Raw genomic sequence first — 15189 nt, 5'->3', positions numbered from 1 at the left:
TTTCATCCCACGAACAATAATACGTTCACCGAACGCCATTTTCAGGCCGCTTCGGGCTGTTCTTCGGTATACACCATTCGGGCATCTAGATACGCATCCAAATCTGCTCGGCGATACATGCACGAGCTACCCGATGCCTTCGAGTAACGAGGGCCTTGCCCCTTTGCAGCCCAATTCGCGAGCGTGCGGGGGTGTACGCCCAGGTATTCTCCTGCCTCATGACGAGTGAGCCATCGCTTACGAGGCGAATCTCCTATTGCTTTCACACTGCCAGATGGCAGCTCCTGCGACTCTGATGCCATCAGAAGACCTCCAGTAATCGTTTTCTTCGAACAGTCCTAGCCATGCGTTGTGCGAATTGGGAATCGGCGCGTGCGCGGCGATCCGGCCGCCTCCGAACGCAGCCAGCACGTCTGATATGGCCCCGCGCTGCCCAGAACGCTCCGCCAAGCGCCGGGCCGTTCAGCGATCCGCCCCCGACCACACCGCCGGGCTGTCCCTGGCCAGGATGGTGGCGCGGAGCCGGGCCACTCATGCCACGCCTTCCGCGTCGATGAACACGTCGTCTTTGACGTCGGTGTCGATGTATGTGTGATCAGTGTTTTCGCTGTCGTCAGCAGAGGCACTGCGTGGGCAGAGTGATGGCAACGCGCTGAGATCGAAATCGATATGGACGTCGCCGTTCTCCTCGCCGATAGCGGTGAGTTCGCTCGGAGTGGTGGTGATTAACGTGTCCTCGAAGTCGGAGGCCATCGATGCGAAGACGGCTCGGTCGGTGCCGCCGAGTGCGAGTAATCCGCTGCCCCGTGACGCGGTGAGCAGGAATTGCTGTTCGCCGTCGGAGAGTTTGAACGCGGTAGCGACCTCGTCGATGGCTTGAGGGGCTTGGCGCAGCAGGATCTGGGTGGCGGCGTTGGAGACGATCGCGCGCCCGAGTTCGGTGGATAGCACGTCGGCGGAGTCTTGGGTGGCGATGGTGAGCCCGGCCCAATGCTTGCGGAAGCTCTTCGCGGCCCGGTACAGGAATTCGGCTCCGGCGGACTGGCGCATGATCAGCCACGCCTCATCCACGGTAACCATGCGGGGCCTCCGGGTGGCCGGGTCCGACACTCGCCGCCAGGTCGCGTCCAAGGCGAGCAGGGTGCCGATCGTTTTGAGTTCGTCGGGCAGGTCCCGCAGCGAGAACACGATCAGTCCGGCGTCGGGGTCGGTGGTGGTGGGGCCGTCGAGCAGCCCGGCGTATGCGCCCCCGGCGACGTAGGGGTGCAGTCCGGCGGCCAGCTCGTGGGCGGTAGGGGTGTCGAGCCGGTCCAGCTGGTCACGGAGTGTGCTCAGGGTGGGTGCGGGGCGGGTCCAGGTGGTGGGCTCGTCGGTGATGCCCGCGGCGGCGTAGGTGGCGGTGAGGGCGGTGTCGAGGACCGCCCGCTGGGTGGGGGTTTGCGCGCCGTGCAGCACCTGGATAAGGGTGTGCAGGAAGAGTTTCCGGCGGGTGAGGGCGTCGGCGGGGGCGGTGCGGCGGCCGTCGGGCCGGGTGCGGATTTCCAGGTCGAACGGATTGAGGCGCACGCCGGGCGCGCCGAGGCGCAGGTGCGCGCCACCGACAGCGTCGGCGAGGCGGCGGTATTCGTCTTCGGGGTCGATGATCACTTGCTCGATGCCGCGATACAGCGAGCGCAGGATTTCGGTTTTGGCCAGGTAGGACTTGCCTGCTCCGCTGCGGCCGAGGATCACCGCGTTGTGGTTGTGGGCCTCGGCGGCGAACCGGTCGGCGAACACGAGACCGCCTGCGGCGTCGCGCCCGTAGAGCACGCCACGTGGGCGGGTGGCGGCAATCGGGTCGGTCACCGGTAGTTGCGGGGAGTCGAACGGGAACGCGGCGGCCAGTGCGCTGGTGTCGAAGGTGCGCCCGATCCGGATCAGGTCCAGTCCGACCGGCAGGGTGGTGACCCAGCCCTGTGCGGCGCGGAAGGTTGTCGGGCAGGTGTCGATGAGCAGGCTGGCGGCCAGGGCCCGTACCGCGGCGATCTCGTCGGCCAGCTCGGCTTCGGAGTCGGCGTGCACGGTGAGGTAGACGCCGACCCGGTAGAGGCGGGCCTCGGCGCGGGCGACCCGCGCGGACAGGTCGGCGGCGTCTTCGACGGCGACGTCGACCTGGGGGTCGGCGAACCGGCCCCGGTGGGTGTCATGCAGGCGGGAGGACTCCAGCCGCGCGAGCTGGCGGCGCAGGCGCCCGGCGGCGGTGACCGGGTCGATCGGGTCGACATGCACGGCGACATCCAGGCGCCCGGGATGCGACAGCAACGGCGTCAGCCAGCCGGAGGTGACCTCGCGCGGGAATCCGGTCACCGCCAGGGTCGCGACCCAGTCCGACCCGATTTCGAGGTGCCGGGGCCGGAGCGACAGCGACTCGGGTCCGAAACTTGATGTCTCCGTGCCGGATTCGGTGTCGGCATCGATGCTCAGGCCGAGGGCGCCGGTGTGCTCGCCGGGGTCGGCGGTGATGATCTCGCCGGGACCGGCGGTATCGGCCGAGGACGCCACGAGACTGCCCGGATTACAGCAGGCAGCGAGCACCGCAGCCGCCTGTTCCTCATCGAGGGCGGTCACACGGACCCCGAGCGGGGCCAGCAGTTCGGTGGCCTCCCCGAGACGGCGCACCAGTCGCGACTCGGCAGCCCGGCGCGCAGCGCCCGACAACCATCCCCGTGAACGCCGACGTAACGGGAACACCCCCGAGGATGATGCGGGGGCCGCCGGTGCCTGGACGGGTTCGCGCCAGACCAGCAGCACTTGGTGCTGGATGAGGTCTTCGCCTGCGGCTAGGTCGGCGAGGTGGTCGGCGTGGCCACGGGCGGCGTCGGCCAGCTCCGGGGACATATCGCCGGTGGCGGTGTCCAGGGCCGACAGGTGGGCGGTCATGTCCAGGCGGGCGGAGCGGATCAGGATCTGCACGGGCTGGCGCAGTGTGTGCAGCCAGCCACCGAGCTGGGCGACGAGGCTGTCCTGTTCGGCCGGGGTGCGCAGGGCGAGGTTCACGGTGCCTGCCGCGGCGAGGACCGCGAGCCCGTCGGCGCCGAGGTCCACCACCCCGACCCCGCCGCTGCTGCCGGTCACCGTCTGCGGCAGGCGCACGGACTCGGCCGACAACGCCGCCGGAACCGGCACGCGCGGGCCCCGCTCGGCCCGGCCGGTGGCCCAGCGTGGCACCGCGTCGACGCGGTCGGGGTTGCGTATCAGGTGCCGTGGCCGGAGCCGGTGGCGAAGCGCCGCGAGGAGTAGTTGGTCGGCCGACAGGCCGTCGCGGGTGGTCGAGATGACGACCGTGACGATGACGCCGATCAGGACTGCACCGGCGAGAAACACCAGCGGCGCAACCACCGTGCGGGTGGCCATCCACGCCAGGTACAGCAGCAGCCCGGTGGTCGCGAGGATGGCGAGTTGCCGGGCGGTGAAGGGCCCGATCAGGCGGTCGCGGCGCTCGACATCGGCGGGTATACGCACGGGGGTGGTCACGGCAGTCCTCCTCGGGGTGTGCGGGGTGCGCGGCGGCGGACCGGGAGATCCGGCAGCGGCAGATGCAGTTGCCGCCCCGCCGACCGCTTCGATGCCGGTGTCGGCGGTTGCGGCGGGACGGGTGCGGGCGGGGCGGGGCGGACCCTCTTGACGGGGATGGGGAGCGGGTACTGGCCGCTGCGCAGTGGCCGGATGCGGGCGTAGGGGTCGCGCGTTGCGGGTGTGTCGAAGTCGAGCGTCAGCTGCGTGCCGCGAGAGCTTCGTGCGGGTGTCCGCTTCGCCGGGGCCGGTTCGGGCGCTGCGGGTGCGGGCCGCACCCGAGTAACCGCGATCGGGAGCGGGTCCTGGCCGCCCCGTCCGGGCCGGATCCCGCGATACGGGTCCAGCGGGGAGAAGTCGAACGCGAGCTGCCTACCTCGCGGCGCGCGGGAGGTCGCGGGCTTGGGTTGCGGTGCGGCGGAAGCCTGTCCGGCGGGTGGGGGTCGCCGTTTGACCCGGTGGACTCCTTCCAGCGGGAGCACCAGCTGCCCGTCGCGGGTGGCGCGCACCCGCGCGTACGGGTCGTCGTCCGAGCGGGGCCTGGGCGGCCGGGCTACGGCGCGCTTGGACCGTCGGGTAGCAGCGGCGGCGGTGCGTGAGGATGCGGTGGAGCTCTTGCCTTTGAGCACGCGGAGGGTCTTGTAGGTGATGTAGCCGCGCACGATCGACCCGGCCAGGGAGCGGCCCTGGCCGATCCGCAGCGCGGACAGCAGCCAGAACGGGGTCTTGACCAGTACCCCCATCAGGGCGAGGCCGATGATCAGGTTCACGATGCCGTCGGCGTTGGGGCCGAAGAAGTTCCAGGCACCCGGGGTGAGGAACACCCGCAGGCTGGTGACCAGCACCAGGGATTGGACGACCTGGATGGCCAGGCAGGCCGCGAACGCCCGCCACCACCAGCGCGCCACCTGGTCCAGGCCGGGCAGGGCGTGGCACATCAAGGCCAGGGGTGCGGCGACGACCAGGATCACGGTGATCGCGACTCGGATGACGTAGGCGATGAGCAGTAGCAGCACCATCACTTCGAGGGCGACCCGGAGCAGGATCAGGAAGAACCCCGACCCGGGGCCGGTGAAGGCCAGCTCGCGGATCGCGGCGGCGGCGGAGTCGGGATCGACGCCGTCTCCCGCGAGGGCGTAAGCGAGAGCGTTGGCGAACCGGATCGCCTGCGTCGCGATCAGCAGACTCATCGCCCCGGCGACGAACCCGACCACGAGCCGGGGCAGCAGCTCGCGCAACGACCACCGGTCCTGCAGAGTCTCGCGGACCATCAACAGGATGCCCGCGGCCATCACCAGCAGCCCGTACATCGCAACCACGAGCTGCCACGACGACTGCCACAACTCCCCCACCCGCGGCAGCTCACCGGGTTCCGGGGTGGTGAGCAGGGTCCGCGACAGCAGGTCCAGCAGCGGATTCAACCCGGAATCGACCAGCCGCTGGAAGACCCCGTCGACCGCGTCGGCGACGCAGCCGGAGATATTGGTGACCCCGCACCCGCCGTCCCCGTCACCGGACGAGCCATCCGGGATTCCGGTGCCCGGGTCGACCGGATACTCGGGGTCGAGCGGATACTGCGGGGTGGGGGTGACGGGGACCGGAGCACCCGGCGTTGTCGGAGCAGGGGTTTCGGGCTGCCAGCGCGGAGCGGGCACGGGCCCGGGTGTGGGCGTAGGCGTGGGCGGCACCGACGGCACCACCAGCGGAATCGGCGGCGGTGTGGTCGAAGGTTGCGCGAGCGCGGTAGCCGCGGTGAGGGTGGCGATCAGTGTCGCCGCGACCAGCAGCACCACCGCCGCTACGGCCCGGAGCGTCTTGCGGTGGATCGCCGCGTGGGTACGCGCTGGCATGGTCAGGCTCCCACGAGGGATTTGAGGACCGAGACCACGACCGGGGCCAGCATCGCGAGCACGTAGCCGATGCACGCGGCACGCAGCGCGGTCTTGGCTTTCTCGATCTCGGCCGGATCGTTGCCGCCCAGCAGGTAGCGCGCGCCCGCGACGGTCAGGCACACCGTGGCCAGCCCGGCCAGGATCCCGATCAGCCACGTGCGCGCGTTGTCGAGCAGCTGATCGAACGAGGTCACGATCGCCAGCACCGGCACCGGCTGCGCCGACGCCGGAGCCGACGCCGACACCACCGACAGCACCGCCACCACGGCCAGCACCGCGCCGATGGCCCCACCTGCTCGCCGCAGGCGTCCTCGGACCGCGAGACTTGGGGATAGTGCGGGGGTGCGGGTTATGCGCATCGCCGTGCCTCCTCATCCCCGACGACCACAGTGGGCTGGGCGTGTCCACTCAGCCCCTCTGGCCGGGAAGCCGGGAGTGTGGACACCGACGGTCGCTGACGGTCGGGCAACGCGGTATTCGCGAGGTTGTCCGGTTCCGGATGCGGGTCGGCGGTACGCGCGACCAACCACGGCGCGAGTGTCGTTTCGGCGGACTGGAGTTGTCTGCGGATCGTCCAGTACGACTGTGTTTCACGGAGTCCTCGGGCCACCGCAGACACCGACCGCCCCTCCCACCAGGTCATCGCGACGAGTTCCGCCTCGTCGGCGGTGATCACCTCAGCGGCGACCGCTTCGGCCAGCAGCAGGTCCGGATGGCCGTGGGACGTCACGGCGAGGATCGAACGGGTAGCCGCGGGATTGTCGTCGAGGTCGATCGCCGACGGCGCGCGCCCGCGCTGGCGAGTCCAGGACCGGCCGCTGTGCATGGTCCCCGACCACAACCGCGACCACAGATGCGGGCGATCCAGGTCGATCTCGCGCAGCTGCCGCACGAACCCCGCCACGATCTCGGCTTCCGCCTCGTCGCGGTCGCCGCTGCCGGGAGCGGCGTACCGGCCGGTGACTCGCGCCAGCATCGGCACCGCCAGTCCGATACACCCCAGCACCGTCTGACCGCCCCGCACTGTCCACCCCCGGCGGGCGCACCCGATCAGCCACGCCCACAAGGCGTCGACCGGCAGCGACCGAGACCGTAACCGCTCGTGCACCTCGCCCCACGACACCCCCTCCTCGACTCCCAGACTCGCCGGTGCGCCGGCGGGCACCGGCTCACCGGCGAGGCGGTCGAATGCCGAGGACACGACCCTCAGAGGCGAGAGTTCCACAATCTCTCGGCTGCGCCGAAAATCCGTGTATCCCGAATTAGTCACCAGGAACTCCTTGCTCGATGAACGACGACCGATTTCATACCGGCAAGGACAGCACACGCGAACCTCCAAACAACCTCCAACTAACCCCGAAACAACCCCCAACCGACCTCGAAACAACCCCCAAATAGCCCCCAACCAACCCCGAAACCGCCGCGCACACTTGCCCTCAAATCAGCCCGGACCGCTACGACACCCGCCCGAAAAGTACCCGTCTACCAGGCATTGTGATTCAGTGGAGGCGATCTGGAGGCTGTCTGGAGGTTGTTTCGGGGCCGCCGCAATCACCGTTGCCCACACCGGCCGGAAAAGTTTTTCAAAATATTCTCGACGGAGACCATCGCGCCCCGGAGACTTTCCCACTGGAGGCTCCCGACTCGGCACCGGCTCCGGAAAATTACTGAAGATTCTCTGGCGGAGACGCCAAAAAATCGGCCTCCGAGTGGAATTTATCTTGTGTACCCCATTCACTCCACTACGTCAGGAGCTTTCCGTATGACCACGCAATCCCCGCAGCCATTCCCTAACAGCTGGAACCCGCGCAGCAGTGCCACACGGCGGGTGGTCCCGTCCACCGTGTGGGCGGCAGGCACCACACCGATCGATCCGGGCGACCGCTGGCCGACCCCGGTCGTGTCCCGCGCCGTGACCGAGTTCTCCGCTCCCGGCGATCGAGTCCTACTGATGGACTGGCCCGAGCCCACCAGTCGCGGCCCGCTGACCGTGCTGCCGTCGGACACCGGTGACGCGCTCACGGTGATCGACGGCTTGAGCCGGACCGGACGCATCGCGCCGGGCCTGCCCGGCCCGGACGACGGTGCCGAACTCGTGCTGGCGAGCCTGCTCGCCCCGGACCTCGATCCGGTGGCCGCTGCCGACCGCGTCGCGGAACTGGCCAGCGCCCGGCTGGCCGAGGGCGGGCTGCTGGTCGTGCTCAGCCGCTGCGGCCACAGCGAGACAGGCGTGCTGACCGATCCGGTCGGGGCGGTCGTGTCCGCCGCACAGGCCGCCGACCTGCTCTACCTCCAGCACATCATCGCCGCACCCCTGCACGGCACCACCGTCAGCACCGGCGACCCCGACATCGCCACCCCCGCCCGGCACACGGTCGCCCACACCGACCTGGTCGTGCTCCTGCGGCCCGAGTCCGCACCAGCCCAGCACTGAGATCACCACCCCCACCTATGTCCCGTCACTCGATATCGCAAAGGAACCCGATGACCCTCGACCCCACCACCGCACCCACCGCCGCGACCGGCCACGCACCGGCGGTGTCGGTGTGGGCCACCGGCCAAACCGCCCCCGCCGCCCAGCGGGTGCGGGGCCGGTATCACCCCGACAGCGTGAAACACCCGGCCAAGATGCTGCCCGTCATCGTCCAGCACGCCGTGCAGGCATACACCCAGCCGGGAGACCTCGTCCTGGACCCGATGTGCGGCATTGGCACCACCCTGGTCGAAGCCCTCCACCTGGGCCGCCGCGCGGTCGGCGTCGAATACGAGACGCAGTGGGCCGAGCTGGCCCGCACCAACCTGGGCCTGGCCCGCGACGCCGGTATCACCTTGGACGCCGCCGTCTACCACGGCGATGCCCGCAAACTGCCCACCCTGCTCCCCGACGAGCTGCGAGGCCGGGTGGACCTGGTGATCACGTCCCCGCCCTACGGCGACTCCACCCACGGGCACGTGCGGATGAAAGCCGGAGAAGGGGTGCACAAGCGCGACCACCGGTACGGGTCGGTGCTCGACCGCGGCAACCTCGCCAACGTCGGCCTCGGCAGGTTGTTGAGCGGGTTCACGCGCATCCTCACCGGGGCCGCGGAGTTCCTCGCCCCCGGTGGGCATGTGGTGATCACCGCGCGGCCGTGGCGGCAGCACGCCGAACTGGTCCCGCTGCCAGGTCACCTGATCACCTGCGGCACCCTGGCCGGGCTCACCCCCGTCGAACGCTGCGTGGCGCTGCTCGGGCGGCTCGCGGACGGGGATCTCGTCGCCCGCAGCAGCTTCTTTCAGCGCGACTTCATCGTCAAACGCCGCGACGCGGGCCTGCCGGTCCATTTGATCGCGCACGAGGACGTAATCGTTCTGCAGAAGCGTGGAGAGGCCAGGAAGTCGTTGTCCCCCAACAGGTCTCATTCGTCGGATGAGACTACCGCACCGCTGCGGGCCGTGGGAACCGCAGCGTTCGAGTCGCACCGGGATGCGGCATGAACGCGCCGGAGCCCGGACTACTGGGCCGGTTCGTGCTGTCGCCGGGTCAGACACTGGGGGACCTCGCCCGAGACATCGGGCACGCCGTCGTCTCGCCCGCGGTGATCCCGGTCGTACTGGCGGCAGCAGGACTGCTCGCGGTGGCGCGGGTGCTCGCGGGAGTCCGCAGGCACCGGCTGGGGGCGGGGGCTCGCCGGATCACGGTGATGACGCCGCCCGAGGTCGATGCCAAGGCGGCGACCGCGCTGTGGTCGCACCTGTACGGGCAGCTGCGCCCGGCGTGGCGGCGCGCGGTGTTCGGGCAGCCGCATGTGGGGTTCGAGTACACCGTCACTCCCGAGGACGGTGCCGCGATCCGGATGTGGGTGCCCGGAGAGATCCCGGCGGGTCTGGTGGAGCGGGCGATCGCGTCGGCGTGGCCCGGCGCGCACACCGACACCGACGACACCCCCATCTCGCCGTTGCCCGGCGATGCTGACGGGAGGCGGCGGGTGCTGGTGGGTGGGCAGTTGCGACTGGGCCGCTCCGAGGCGTTCCCAATCCGCACCGACCACGGCGGGAACCTCGTGCGGGACCTGATCATCGCCGCCGATGATCTCGGGCCCGGCCAGGCCGCGTGTGTGCAGATCCTGGCCCGTCCGGTCACCGGCCGCCGCATAGCGCGCGCCACCCGCTCCGGCACCCGACAGGGTGGCGGGTTGAGGGCGCTGGCGCGGGAGCTACTGGACCTCATCACTCCCGGCCCCCTGACTCGTTCTCGCTCGCCGCGGTCGACTTCCGGCCCGGCCGACCGGCAGACCGCGATGGAGTACAACACCGCCGTGCGGGCCGCAGCGGTCAAAGCCCGGGGTCCGCATTTCGAGACCCGCATCCGCTACGCCGTCTCGATCCCGGTCTCCGAAGATGCGGGGGGTGTCGGTGGGGCGCGGCGGGTGGCGCGGGGCCGCGCGGACGCGCTGGCGACGGTGTTCGGGGCGTGCGCCGATCACAATTTCTACCGGCGGCGGCGCTGCTGGCGGCTCGCCCGCGCCGTGGGTGAGCGGCGGCTGGGGCGCGGTGACGTGCTCTCGGTGCCCGAGCTGGCCACCCTCGCCCACCTCCCCGACGACGACGGACTCCCGGGCCTGCACCGGGCCGGAGCCCGCGCCCTCCCCCCGGCGCCGGACATCCCGTCTCCCGGCGAGCACACCAAGCCCCTCGGCGTGGCCGACACCGCCAGCCGCCGCCCGGTCGCGGTCCGCGTCACCGACGCCCGCCACCACCTGCATATCCTCGGACCGACCGGCGTCGGCAAATCCACCCTGCTCGCGAGGACGATCCTTGCCGACGCCGACGCGGGGCGCGGCCTGATCGTCATCGACCCCAAAGGCGACCTCGTCACCGACGTCCTAGCCCGCCTCCCCCGCCGTCTCGCCGGCAAGGTGGTGTTGTTCGACGCCGACTCGCACGCCCCGCCACCGTGCGTCAACCCCCTGGATATCGGCCGGGTCGGCCACGCGGGCCTGGATCTCGCGGTCGACAACCTCGTCACCGTGTTCCATCGGGTGTTCGCCCAGTGGTGGGGACCGCGCACCGACGACGTGATGCGCGCCAGCCTGCTCACCCTGTGCGCCCAGCCCGGCACCGCCACCCTCGCCGACCTCCCCCGCCTGCTCACCGAACCCGCATTCCGGGCCCGGGTCACCCGCACCACCAGTGACCCCGTCCTGCGGGGGTTCTGGGAAGGCTACGAGGGGCTGTCCGAGGCCGCACGCGCCCAAGTCATCGGTCCCCTGCTGAACAAGCTGCGGGCGTTCCTGCTGCGGCCGTTCGTGCGCGCCGCGATCGCGGCCGGGCCCTCGACCGTCGAGTTCGGTGACGTTCTCGACAATGGCGGGATCTGCCTGGCCCGGCTCCCGAAAGGCTCCCTCGGCGAGGAGACCAGCCGCCTGGTCGGGTCCCTGCTCGTCGCCCGCACCTGGCAGGCCACCACCGCCCGCGCCCGTCAGCCCGCCGCCGACCGCGCCGACGCGTCCCTGGTCCTCGATGAAGCACACAACTTCTTGAACCTGTCCACACCGGTCGAGGACATGCTCGCCGAAGCCCGCGGCCTGCACCTCTCGCTGCTGCTGGCGCATCAGAACCTCGCCCAGCTACCGAAAGATCTGCGCGACGGTATCAGCGCGAACGCGAGGAACAAGGTCATCTTCGCCGTGAGCCCGGACGACGCGCGGGAGCTGGCACGCCACACCACACCGTGGCTGACCGAGCACGACCTCACACACCTGGACGCTTTCCACGCTGCCGCGCGGTTGCTCGTGCACGGCCAGCAGGCGCGCCCGTTCACGCTCACCACCCAGCCCCTGCCGCCGCCGACCCCGGGCCGGGCCCGGGACATCGCCGCCGTCGCGCGGGCCCGATCCAGCGGGTCGCCCCCGGGCACGGCGTCCACGCCGGTGCCCGGCACCAGCCACCGCGACGCGCCGCCCGCCACCGGCGATCCCCGGCTGAAGTAGCCACCCACCCCGACTCACAGGCACACCGCTGCACTGCCCCGCGTCGTGCCGCTCCGTGCCCGAAAGGTTCTCCCCGATGATCACCCGTCCCGACCAGCAAGCCGACCTGCGCGCACCGCGCCCGACCCCCGCTCAAGCCTCCGACACCGCACAGCTGGTGGCACGGCTGACCGACCGCGACCGCTGGATCCTGCGCATGCTCTACGAGCACCGCGTGCTGACCACCCACCAGCTCGCCGCACTCGCCTTCCCCACCCTCAAGATCGCGCGCCGCCGCCTGGCACTGCTGCACCGCTACGGCGTCGTGGACCGGTTCCGGCCGTTCCGTACCCGAGGCAGCGCACCCTGGCACTGGGTCCTCGCCCCAGCCGGCGCCGCAGTGCTCGCCGCCGAGGCCGACACCAGCCTGCGCACCCTGCAGTACCGCCCGCAGCACGCACTCGACATCGCCCACGCCCTGACCCTCACCCACACCATCGGCGTGAACGACTGGTTCACCACCCTCGCCACCCGCACCCACCACGACGCCCAAGTCACGGCCTGGTGGTCGGAGACCCGCTGCCGCCGCCTCTGGGGCGACCTCGCCCGACCCGACAGCTTCGGCCGCTACACCCGGCACGGGCACCGGCTGGACTTCTTCCTCGAATACGACCTCGCCACCACCACCAACCCGACCCGCATCGCCGCCAAACTCCTCGGCTACGCCGAGCTGGCCCGCACCACCGGCGTCATCACCCCCGTCCTGCTCTGGGTCCCCACCCGGCTCCGCGAGACCGCCGCCCGCCACGCCCTGCGCGACACCGCCGCCTCGCTACCCGACCCCGGCGCGGTCCCCGTCGCCACCGCCGCCGCCGAACTCCTCGACCCCACCAGCCATCCCAGCCCGGCCGACCGCGTCTGGCTGGCACTGGACCCCACCGGCACCGGCCGCGTCCACCTCCACGAGCTGACCAGCGTTTGGCCGCACCGCACCCCGCCACCGGAGAACATCAACACCGAACCCGCCCCGGTCGCTGTCGGCGGGCAGATGCTCCCCGCTCCGCCGCCGATCTTCCAGGCCGGTAGGTGATCGGAGGAATGCTCGTCAAAACGCTCGGCGCAGGTTCAGCGGTGATCGTGTTCTTCGTCGTCGTCATCGCCGCCGTGGTCACCGTCACCGTCGTCTACGACCAGACCTCCCAGGCCCCCGCCCCCGCCCCAGCGCCGGGCGCGGGCAGCGCGCCGAGCCCGCAGGCCCGCGACGACATCCCACCGGAGCTGCTGGTGCTGTACCAACGCGCCGCCAGCGACTGTCCCGGGTTGGACTGGTCGGTACTGGCCGCGATCGGGAAGGTCGAGACCGACCACGGCCGCTCCAAGCTCCCCGGGGTCCGCAGTGGCGAGAACTTCGCGGGCGCCGGGGGTCTCATGCAATTCCTCGCCCCCACCTTCGACGCGGTCACCACTCGTCACCAGCTCCCGCCCGGGGGCGCGAGCCCGCCTTCGCGCTACAACGACAGCGACGCCGTCCACGCCGCCGCGTTCTACCTGTGCGACTCCGGCGCACCCGACGACTTGCACCGCGCGCTGTTCGCCTACAACCACTCCGACGACTACGTGCAGCAAGTCCTCGACCAGGCCGCCCGCTACCGGCTCGACCCGCCACCCGTCAGCCGCGACTGCCGCGCGCTGCAGCCCGCCAGTCCTGCTGCCACACAGGTGATCTCGTTCGCCTGCTCGCAGCTCGGGCAGCCGTACGTGTGGGGCGGCGACGGCCCCAGCGAAGGCGGCTGGGACTGCTCCGGCCTCACCAAGGCCGCCTACGCCACCGCCGGAATCGACCTGCCCCGCACCACCTACGACCAGATCCACACCGGGCCCCGCATCCCCGAACACCAACTCCAGCCCGGCGACCTGGTCTTCTACGGCACCGACGCCGACGTCCACCACGTCGGCATCTATCTCGGAGCCGGGAAGAAAGTCGAGGCCGCCACCTTCGGAGTTCCCCTGCAAGTCAGCGAGCTGCGCTACCCCGCAGACGACTACTACGGCGCGACTCGACCCGCCGCCACACCCCGGCACTCAGCACCCCACGGCGGCCCCGAATGACCACCATGCCCCGCACCAGCCCCGAGAGGCTCGCGAGATCGCCACCGCGCCAAAGCCTTCCGCGCACTGGAGCGCTTCCCGACCACGTCCACACCCACCGCACCCGAATTCCCCGACTCTCCAGGAGGTCACACCTATGCCCCACCATCCACACACTCACCGCCGCACCCGTTTCCCCGCCCGCACCCTGATCAGCGCCGCCATCGTCGCCGCCGTGGCGATTCTCGGCTGCGGTCCGGCACTGGCCGATCCGGCACCGGCCGACCCGGCCTGTCCGCGATTCACCGCAGTCCTGGTCCCGGGCACCGGAGTAACCACACCCAGCTCCACCGGCTCGGACCAGCCGGGCGGAACACTCGCCCCGATCGGCCAGGGCCTGCGCCAGCGCTACGGCGGGAACATCGCCGTCCACACCCTCACCCAACCCGCCTCGACGACCCCGTACAACGCCTCGGGAACCGAGGGCAGGCAGGCCCTCTCGACACTCCTGGCCGGGCTGTGCTCCTCGACACGGGTCGTGCTCGCCGGATACTCCCACGGCGCGGACATCGCCGGACACCTCGCCACCGCCATCGGGAACAACCGGGGCCCGCTGCCCGCCTCCCGGACCGTGGCGGTCGCGCTGCTCTCCGACCCGCGCCGCGCGGCCGGTACCCCGCAGCTCGGACCACCCTCGCCCGGCGAGGGCATCGCCGGCCCCCGCGGCGAGGACTTCGGCGCCCTCGCCGACCGAGTCCGCACCCTCTGCACGACAAGCGACCTCACCTGCGCTACCTCCTCACACGCCGCACCCGTCCTCTCGGCCCTCGGCCGCGCCGTCACCGACAACGCCTTCCCACCTACCAGCGGCACCGCAGCCCCTGGCACGGACCCCACTCCCGCACCCGCGCTCTCGCCGCAGGCGAGCCCGGGGCACGCGGCAGGTTCACTCGACGGTCCGGAGCAGACAGCGGCAGGCTCGATCGGGAGCGTGGATCCGTCGGAGATCGTGCGGCAAGTGGTCACCGTCCTGAGCGGGCTGACCTCCTTCGCCGCGGGCGTGCCCGCGATCGTCGGCGACCTCGCCCAGCTGCCCGGGTTGCTCGCCACCGGCAATATCCCCGGCCTGCACCAAGTCTCAGGAGACCTGAACAACCGGTTCGCGCCGCTGGTCCAGATGGCCGCCCAGATCGACCTGCACCTCGTCGCCCGCGCCCTCGCACTCGCCGCGCCCCTCGACACGTCCGGATGGACCGCGATCGCCGCCCAGATCGTCGCCATCATCGCCAACCTCGACATCGGGCGCATCGCCACCGACATCGGACACGCACAAGAAATCGCCTGGGACGCAATACAGAAGCTCACCACCGGCGACCCGGCCGGTGCCGCGCTCGCGCTCACCGGCCTCATCCCCATCGCCGCAGACCTCGCCACCACCGCGGCCTCGGCCCTGACCGGGGACGCTGGAACCTATTTGTCCGGGCTCGCACACACCTTCACCGACTCCACCAGTCCCGACACCAGCAACGCGCTGACCGATCTGGCCCGTCAGGGCAGTGACGCGGCCCGCCTCGCCGGTCCGGAAGTGGACCGCGACGGCTACGCCGACGACGCCGGGCGGCAGGCGTTGAGCTGGCTCATCACTCGACTCGACACCGTGCGATAGCACCGCGCACCGGAAGCGCGGTCGTCGTCAGCGCGTGGGT

Annotated in this window: 11 protein-coding genes; 6 read left to right on the top strand and 5 right to left on the bottom strand. The window is 70.9% G+C overall.

Features of this window, described 5'->3' with window-relative positions; translation table 11 throughout:
* Positions 1 to 41: 41 nt before the first annotated feature.
* The 5 genes from ACYVLQ_RS17970 to ACYVLQ_RS17950 form a co-directional block, all read right to left on the bottom strand.
* Entirely contained in the window at positions 42 to 302 is a 261-nt protein-coding gene (locus tag ACYVLQ_RS17970) for a helix-turn-helix transcriptional regulator (RefSeq protein WP_460698640.1), read from the bottom strand.
* Between the two features lie 229 nt (positions 303 to 531).
* Positions 532 to 3513, bottom strand: coding sequence for a TraG/VirB4 family ATPase (locus tag ACYVLQ_RS17965; protein ID WP_460698639.1), 2982 nt, complete (start codon positions 3511 to 3513; stop codon positions 532 to 534).
* Positions 3510 to 5402 (bottom strand): hypothetical protein, encoded by a 1893-nt coding sequence (locus ACYVLQ_RS17960; protein ID WP_460698638.1) that lies wholly within the window; start codon positions 5400 to 5402, stop codon positions 3510 to 3512. Before ACYVLQ_RS17960 ends, ACYVLQ_RS17965 begins: the two co-directional genes overlap by 4 nt.
* Before the next feature lie 2 nt (positions 5403 to 5404).
* Positions 5405 to 5803: a pilin gene (locus tag ACYVLQ_RS17955; RefSeq protein WP_460698637.1), complete on the bottom strand. Its 399-nt coding sequence runs from the start codon at positions 5801 to 5803 to the stop codon at positions 5405 to 5407.
* Complete coding sequence (locus tag ACYVLQ_RS17950) at positions 5794 to 6645, bottom strand: hypothetical protein (protein ID WP_460698636.1); 852 nt, start codon at positions 6643 to 6645, stop codon at positions 5794 to 5796. The genes ACYVLQ_RS17955 and ACYVLQ_RS17950 overlap by 10 nt, the downstream gene beginning before the upstream one ends.
* 561 nt (positions 6646 to 7206) lie before the next feature.
* On the opposite strand from ACYVLQ_RS17950, the gene ACYVLQ_RS17945 reads away from it, so the two are divergent.
* The 6 genes from ACYVLQ_RS17945 (at position 7207) to ACYVLQ_RS17920 (ending at position 15149) form a co-directional block, all read left to right on the top strand.
* Positions 7207 to 7878: a hypothetical protein gene (locus ACYVLQ_RS17945; RefSeq protein WP_460698635.1), complete on the top strand. Its 672-nt coding sequence runs from the start codon at positions 7207 to 7209 to the stop codon at positions 7876 to 7878.
* Positions 7879 to 7928: 50 nt separating this feature from the next.
* Complete coding sequence (locus tag ACYVLQ_RS17940; protein ID WP_460698634.1) at positions 7929 to 8921, top strand: TRM11 family SAM-dependent methyltransferase; 993 nt, start codon at positions 7929 to 7931, stop codon at positions 8919 to 8921.
* Complete coding sequence (locus ACYVLQ_RS17935; protein WP_460698633.1) at positions 8918 to 11416, top strand: helicase HerA domain-containing protein; 2499 nt, start codon at positions 8918 to 8920, stop codon at positions 11414 to 11416. Before ACYVLQ_RS17940 ends, ACYVLQ_RS17935 begins: the two co-directional genes overlap by 4 nt.
* A gap of 76 nt (positions 11417 to 11492) precedes the next feature.
* Positions 11493 to 12485, top strand: coding sequence for a replication-relaxation family protein (locus ACYVLQ_RS17930; RefSeq protein ID WP_460698632.1), 993 nt, complete (start codon positions 11493 to 11495; stop codon positions 12483 to 12485).
* Positions 12486 to 12493: 8 nt separating this feature from the next.
* Entirely contained in the window at positions 12494 to 13504 is a 1011-nt protein-coding gene (locus tag ACYVLQ_RS17925) for a C40 family peptidase (protein ID WP_460698631.1), read from the top strand.
* 136 nt (positions 13505 to 13640) lie between these two features.
* A complete protein-coding gene (locus tag ACYVLQ_RS17920) occupies positions 13641 to 15149 on the top strand; it encodes a cutinase family protein (RefSeq protein ID WP_460698630.1) in 1509 nt (502 codons plus the stop codon).
* Positions 15150 to 15189 lie beyond the last annotated feature (40 nt).

Source organism: Nocardia thraciensis, from assembly GCF_054782435.1.
Note: the sequence above shows the minus strand (reverse complement) of the source record. Positions and strands in the feature narration are given on the sequence as shown.

What these genes read in the sequence shown, in the direction of transcription:
- ACYVLQ_RS17925 (WP_460698631.1), top strand. Translation starts at nt 12,494, where the DNA reads ATGCTCGTCAAAACGCTCGGCGCAGGTTCAGCGGTGATCGTGTTCTTC.
- ACYVLQ_RS17940 (WP_460698634.1), top strand. Translation starts at nt 7,929, where the DNA reads ATGACCCTCGACCCCACCACCGCACCCACCGCCGCGACCGGCCACGCA.
- ACYVLQ_RS17935 (WP_460698633.1), top strand. Translation starts at nt 8,918, where the DNA reads ATGAACGCGCCGGAGCCCGGACTACTGGGCCGGTTCGTGCTGTCGCCG.
- ACYVLQ_RS17945 (WP_460698635.1), top strand. Translation starts at nt 7,207, where the DNA reads ATGACCACGCAATCCCCGCAGCCATTCCCTAACAGCTGGAACCCGCGC.
- ACYVLQ_RS17930 (WP_460698632.1), top strand. Translation starts at nt 11,493, where the DNA reads ATGATCACCCGTCCCGACCAGCAAGCCGACCTGCGCGCACCGCGCCCG.
- ACYVLQ_RS17955 (WP_460698637.1), bottom strand. Translation starts at nt 5,803, where the DNA reads ATGCGCATAACCCGCACCCCCGCACTATCCCCAAGTCTCGCGGTCCGA.
- ACYVLQ_RS17960 (WP_460698638.1), bottom strand. Translation starts at nt 5,402, where the DNA reads ATGCCAGCGCGTACCCACGCGGCGATCCACCGCAAGACGCTCCGGGCC.
- ACYVLQ_RS17970 (WP_460698640.1), bottom strand. Translation starts at nt 302, where the DNA reads ATGGCATCAGAGTCGCAGGAGCTGCCATCTGGCAGTGTGAAAGCAATA.
- ACYVLQ_RS17920 (WP_460698630.1), top strand. Translation starts at nt 13,641, where the DNA reads ATGCCCCACCATCCACACACTCACCGCCGCACCCGTTTCCCCGCCCGC.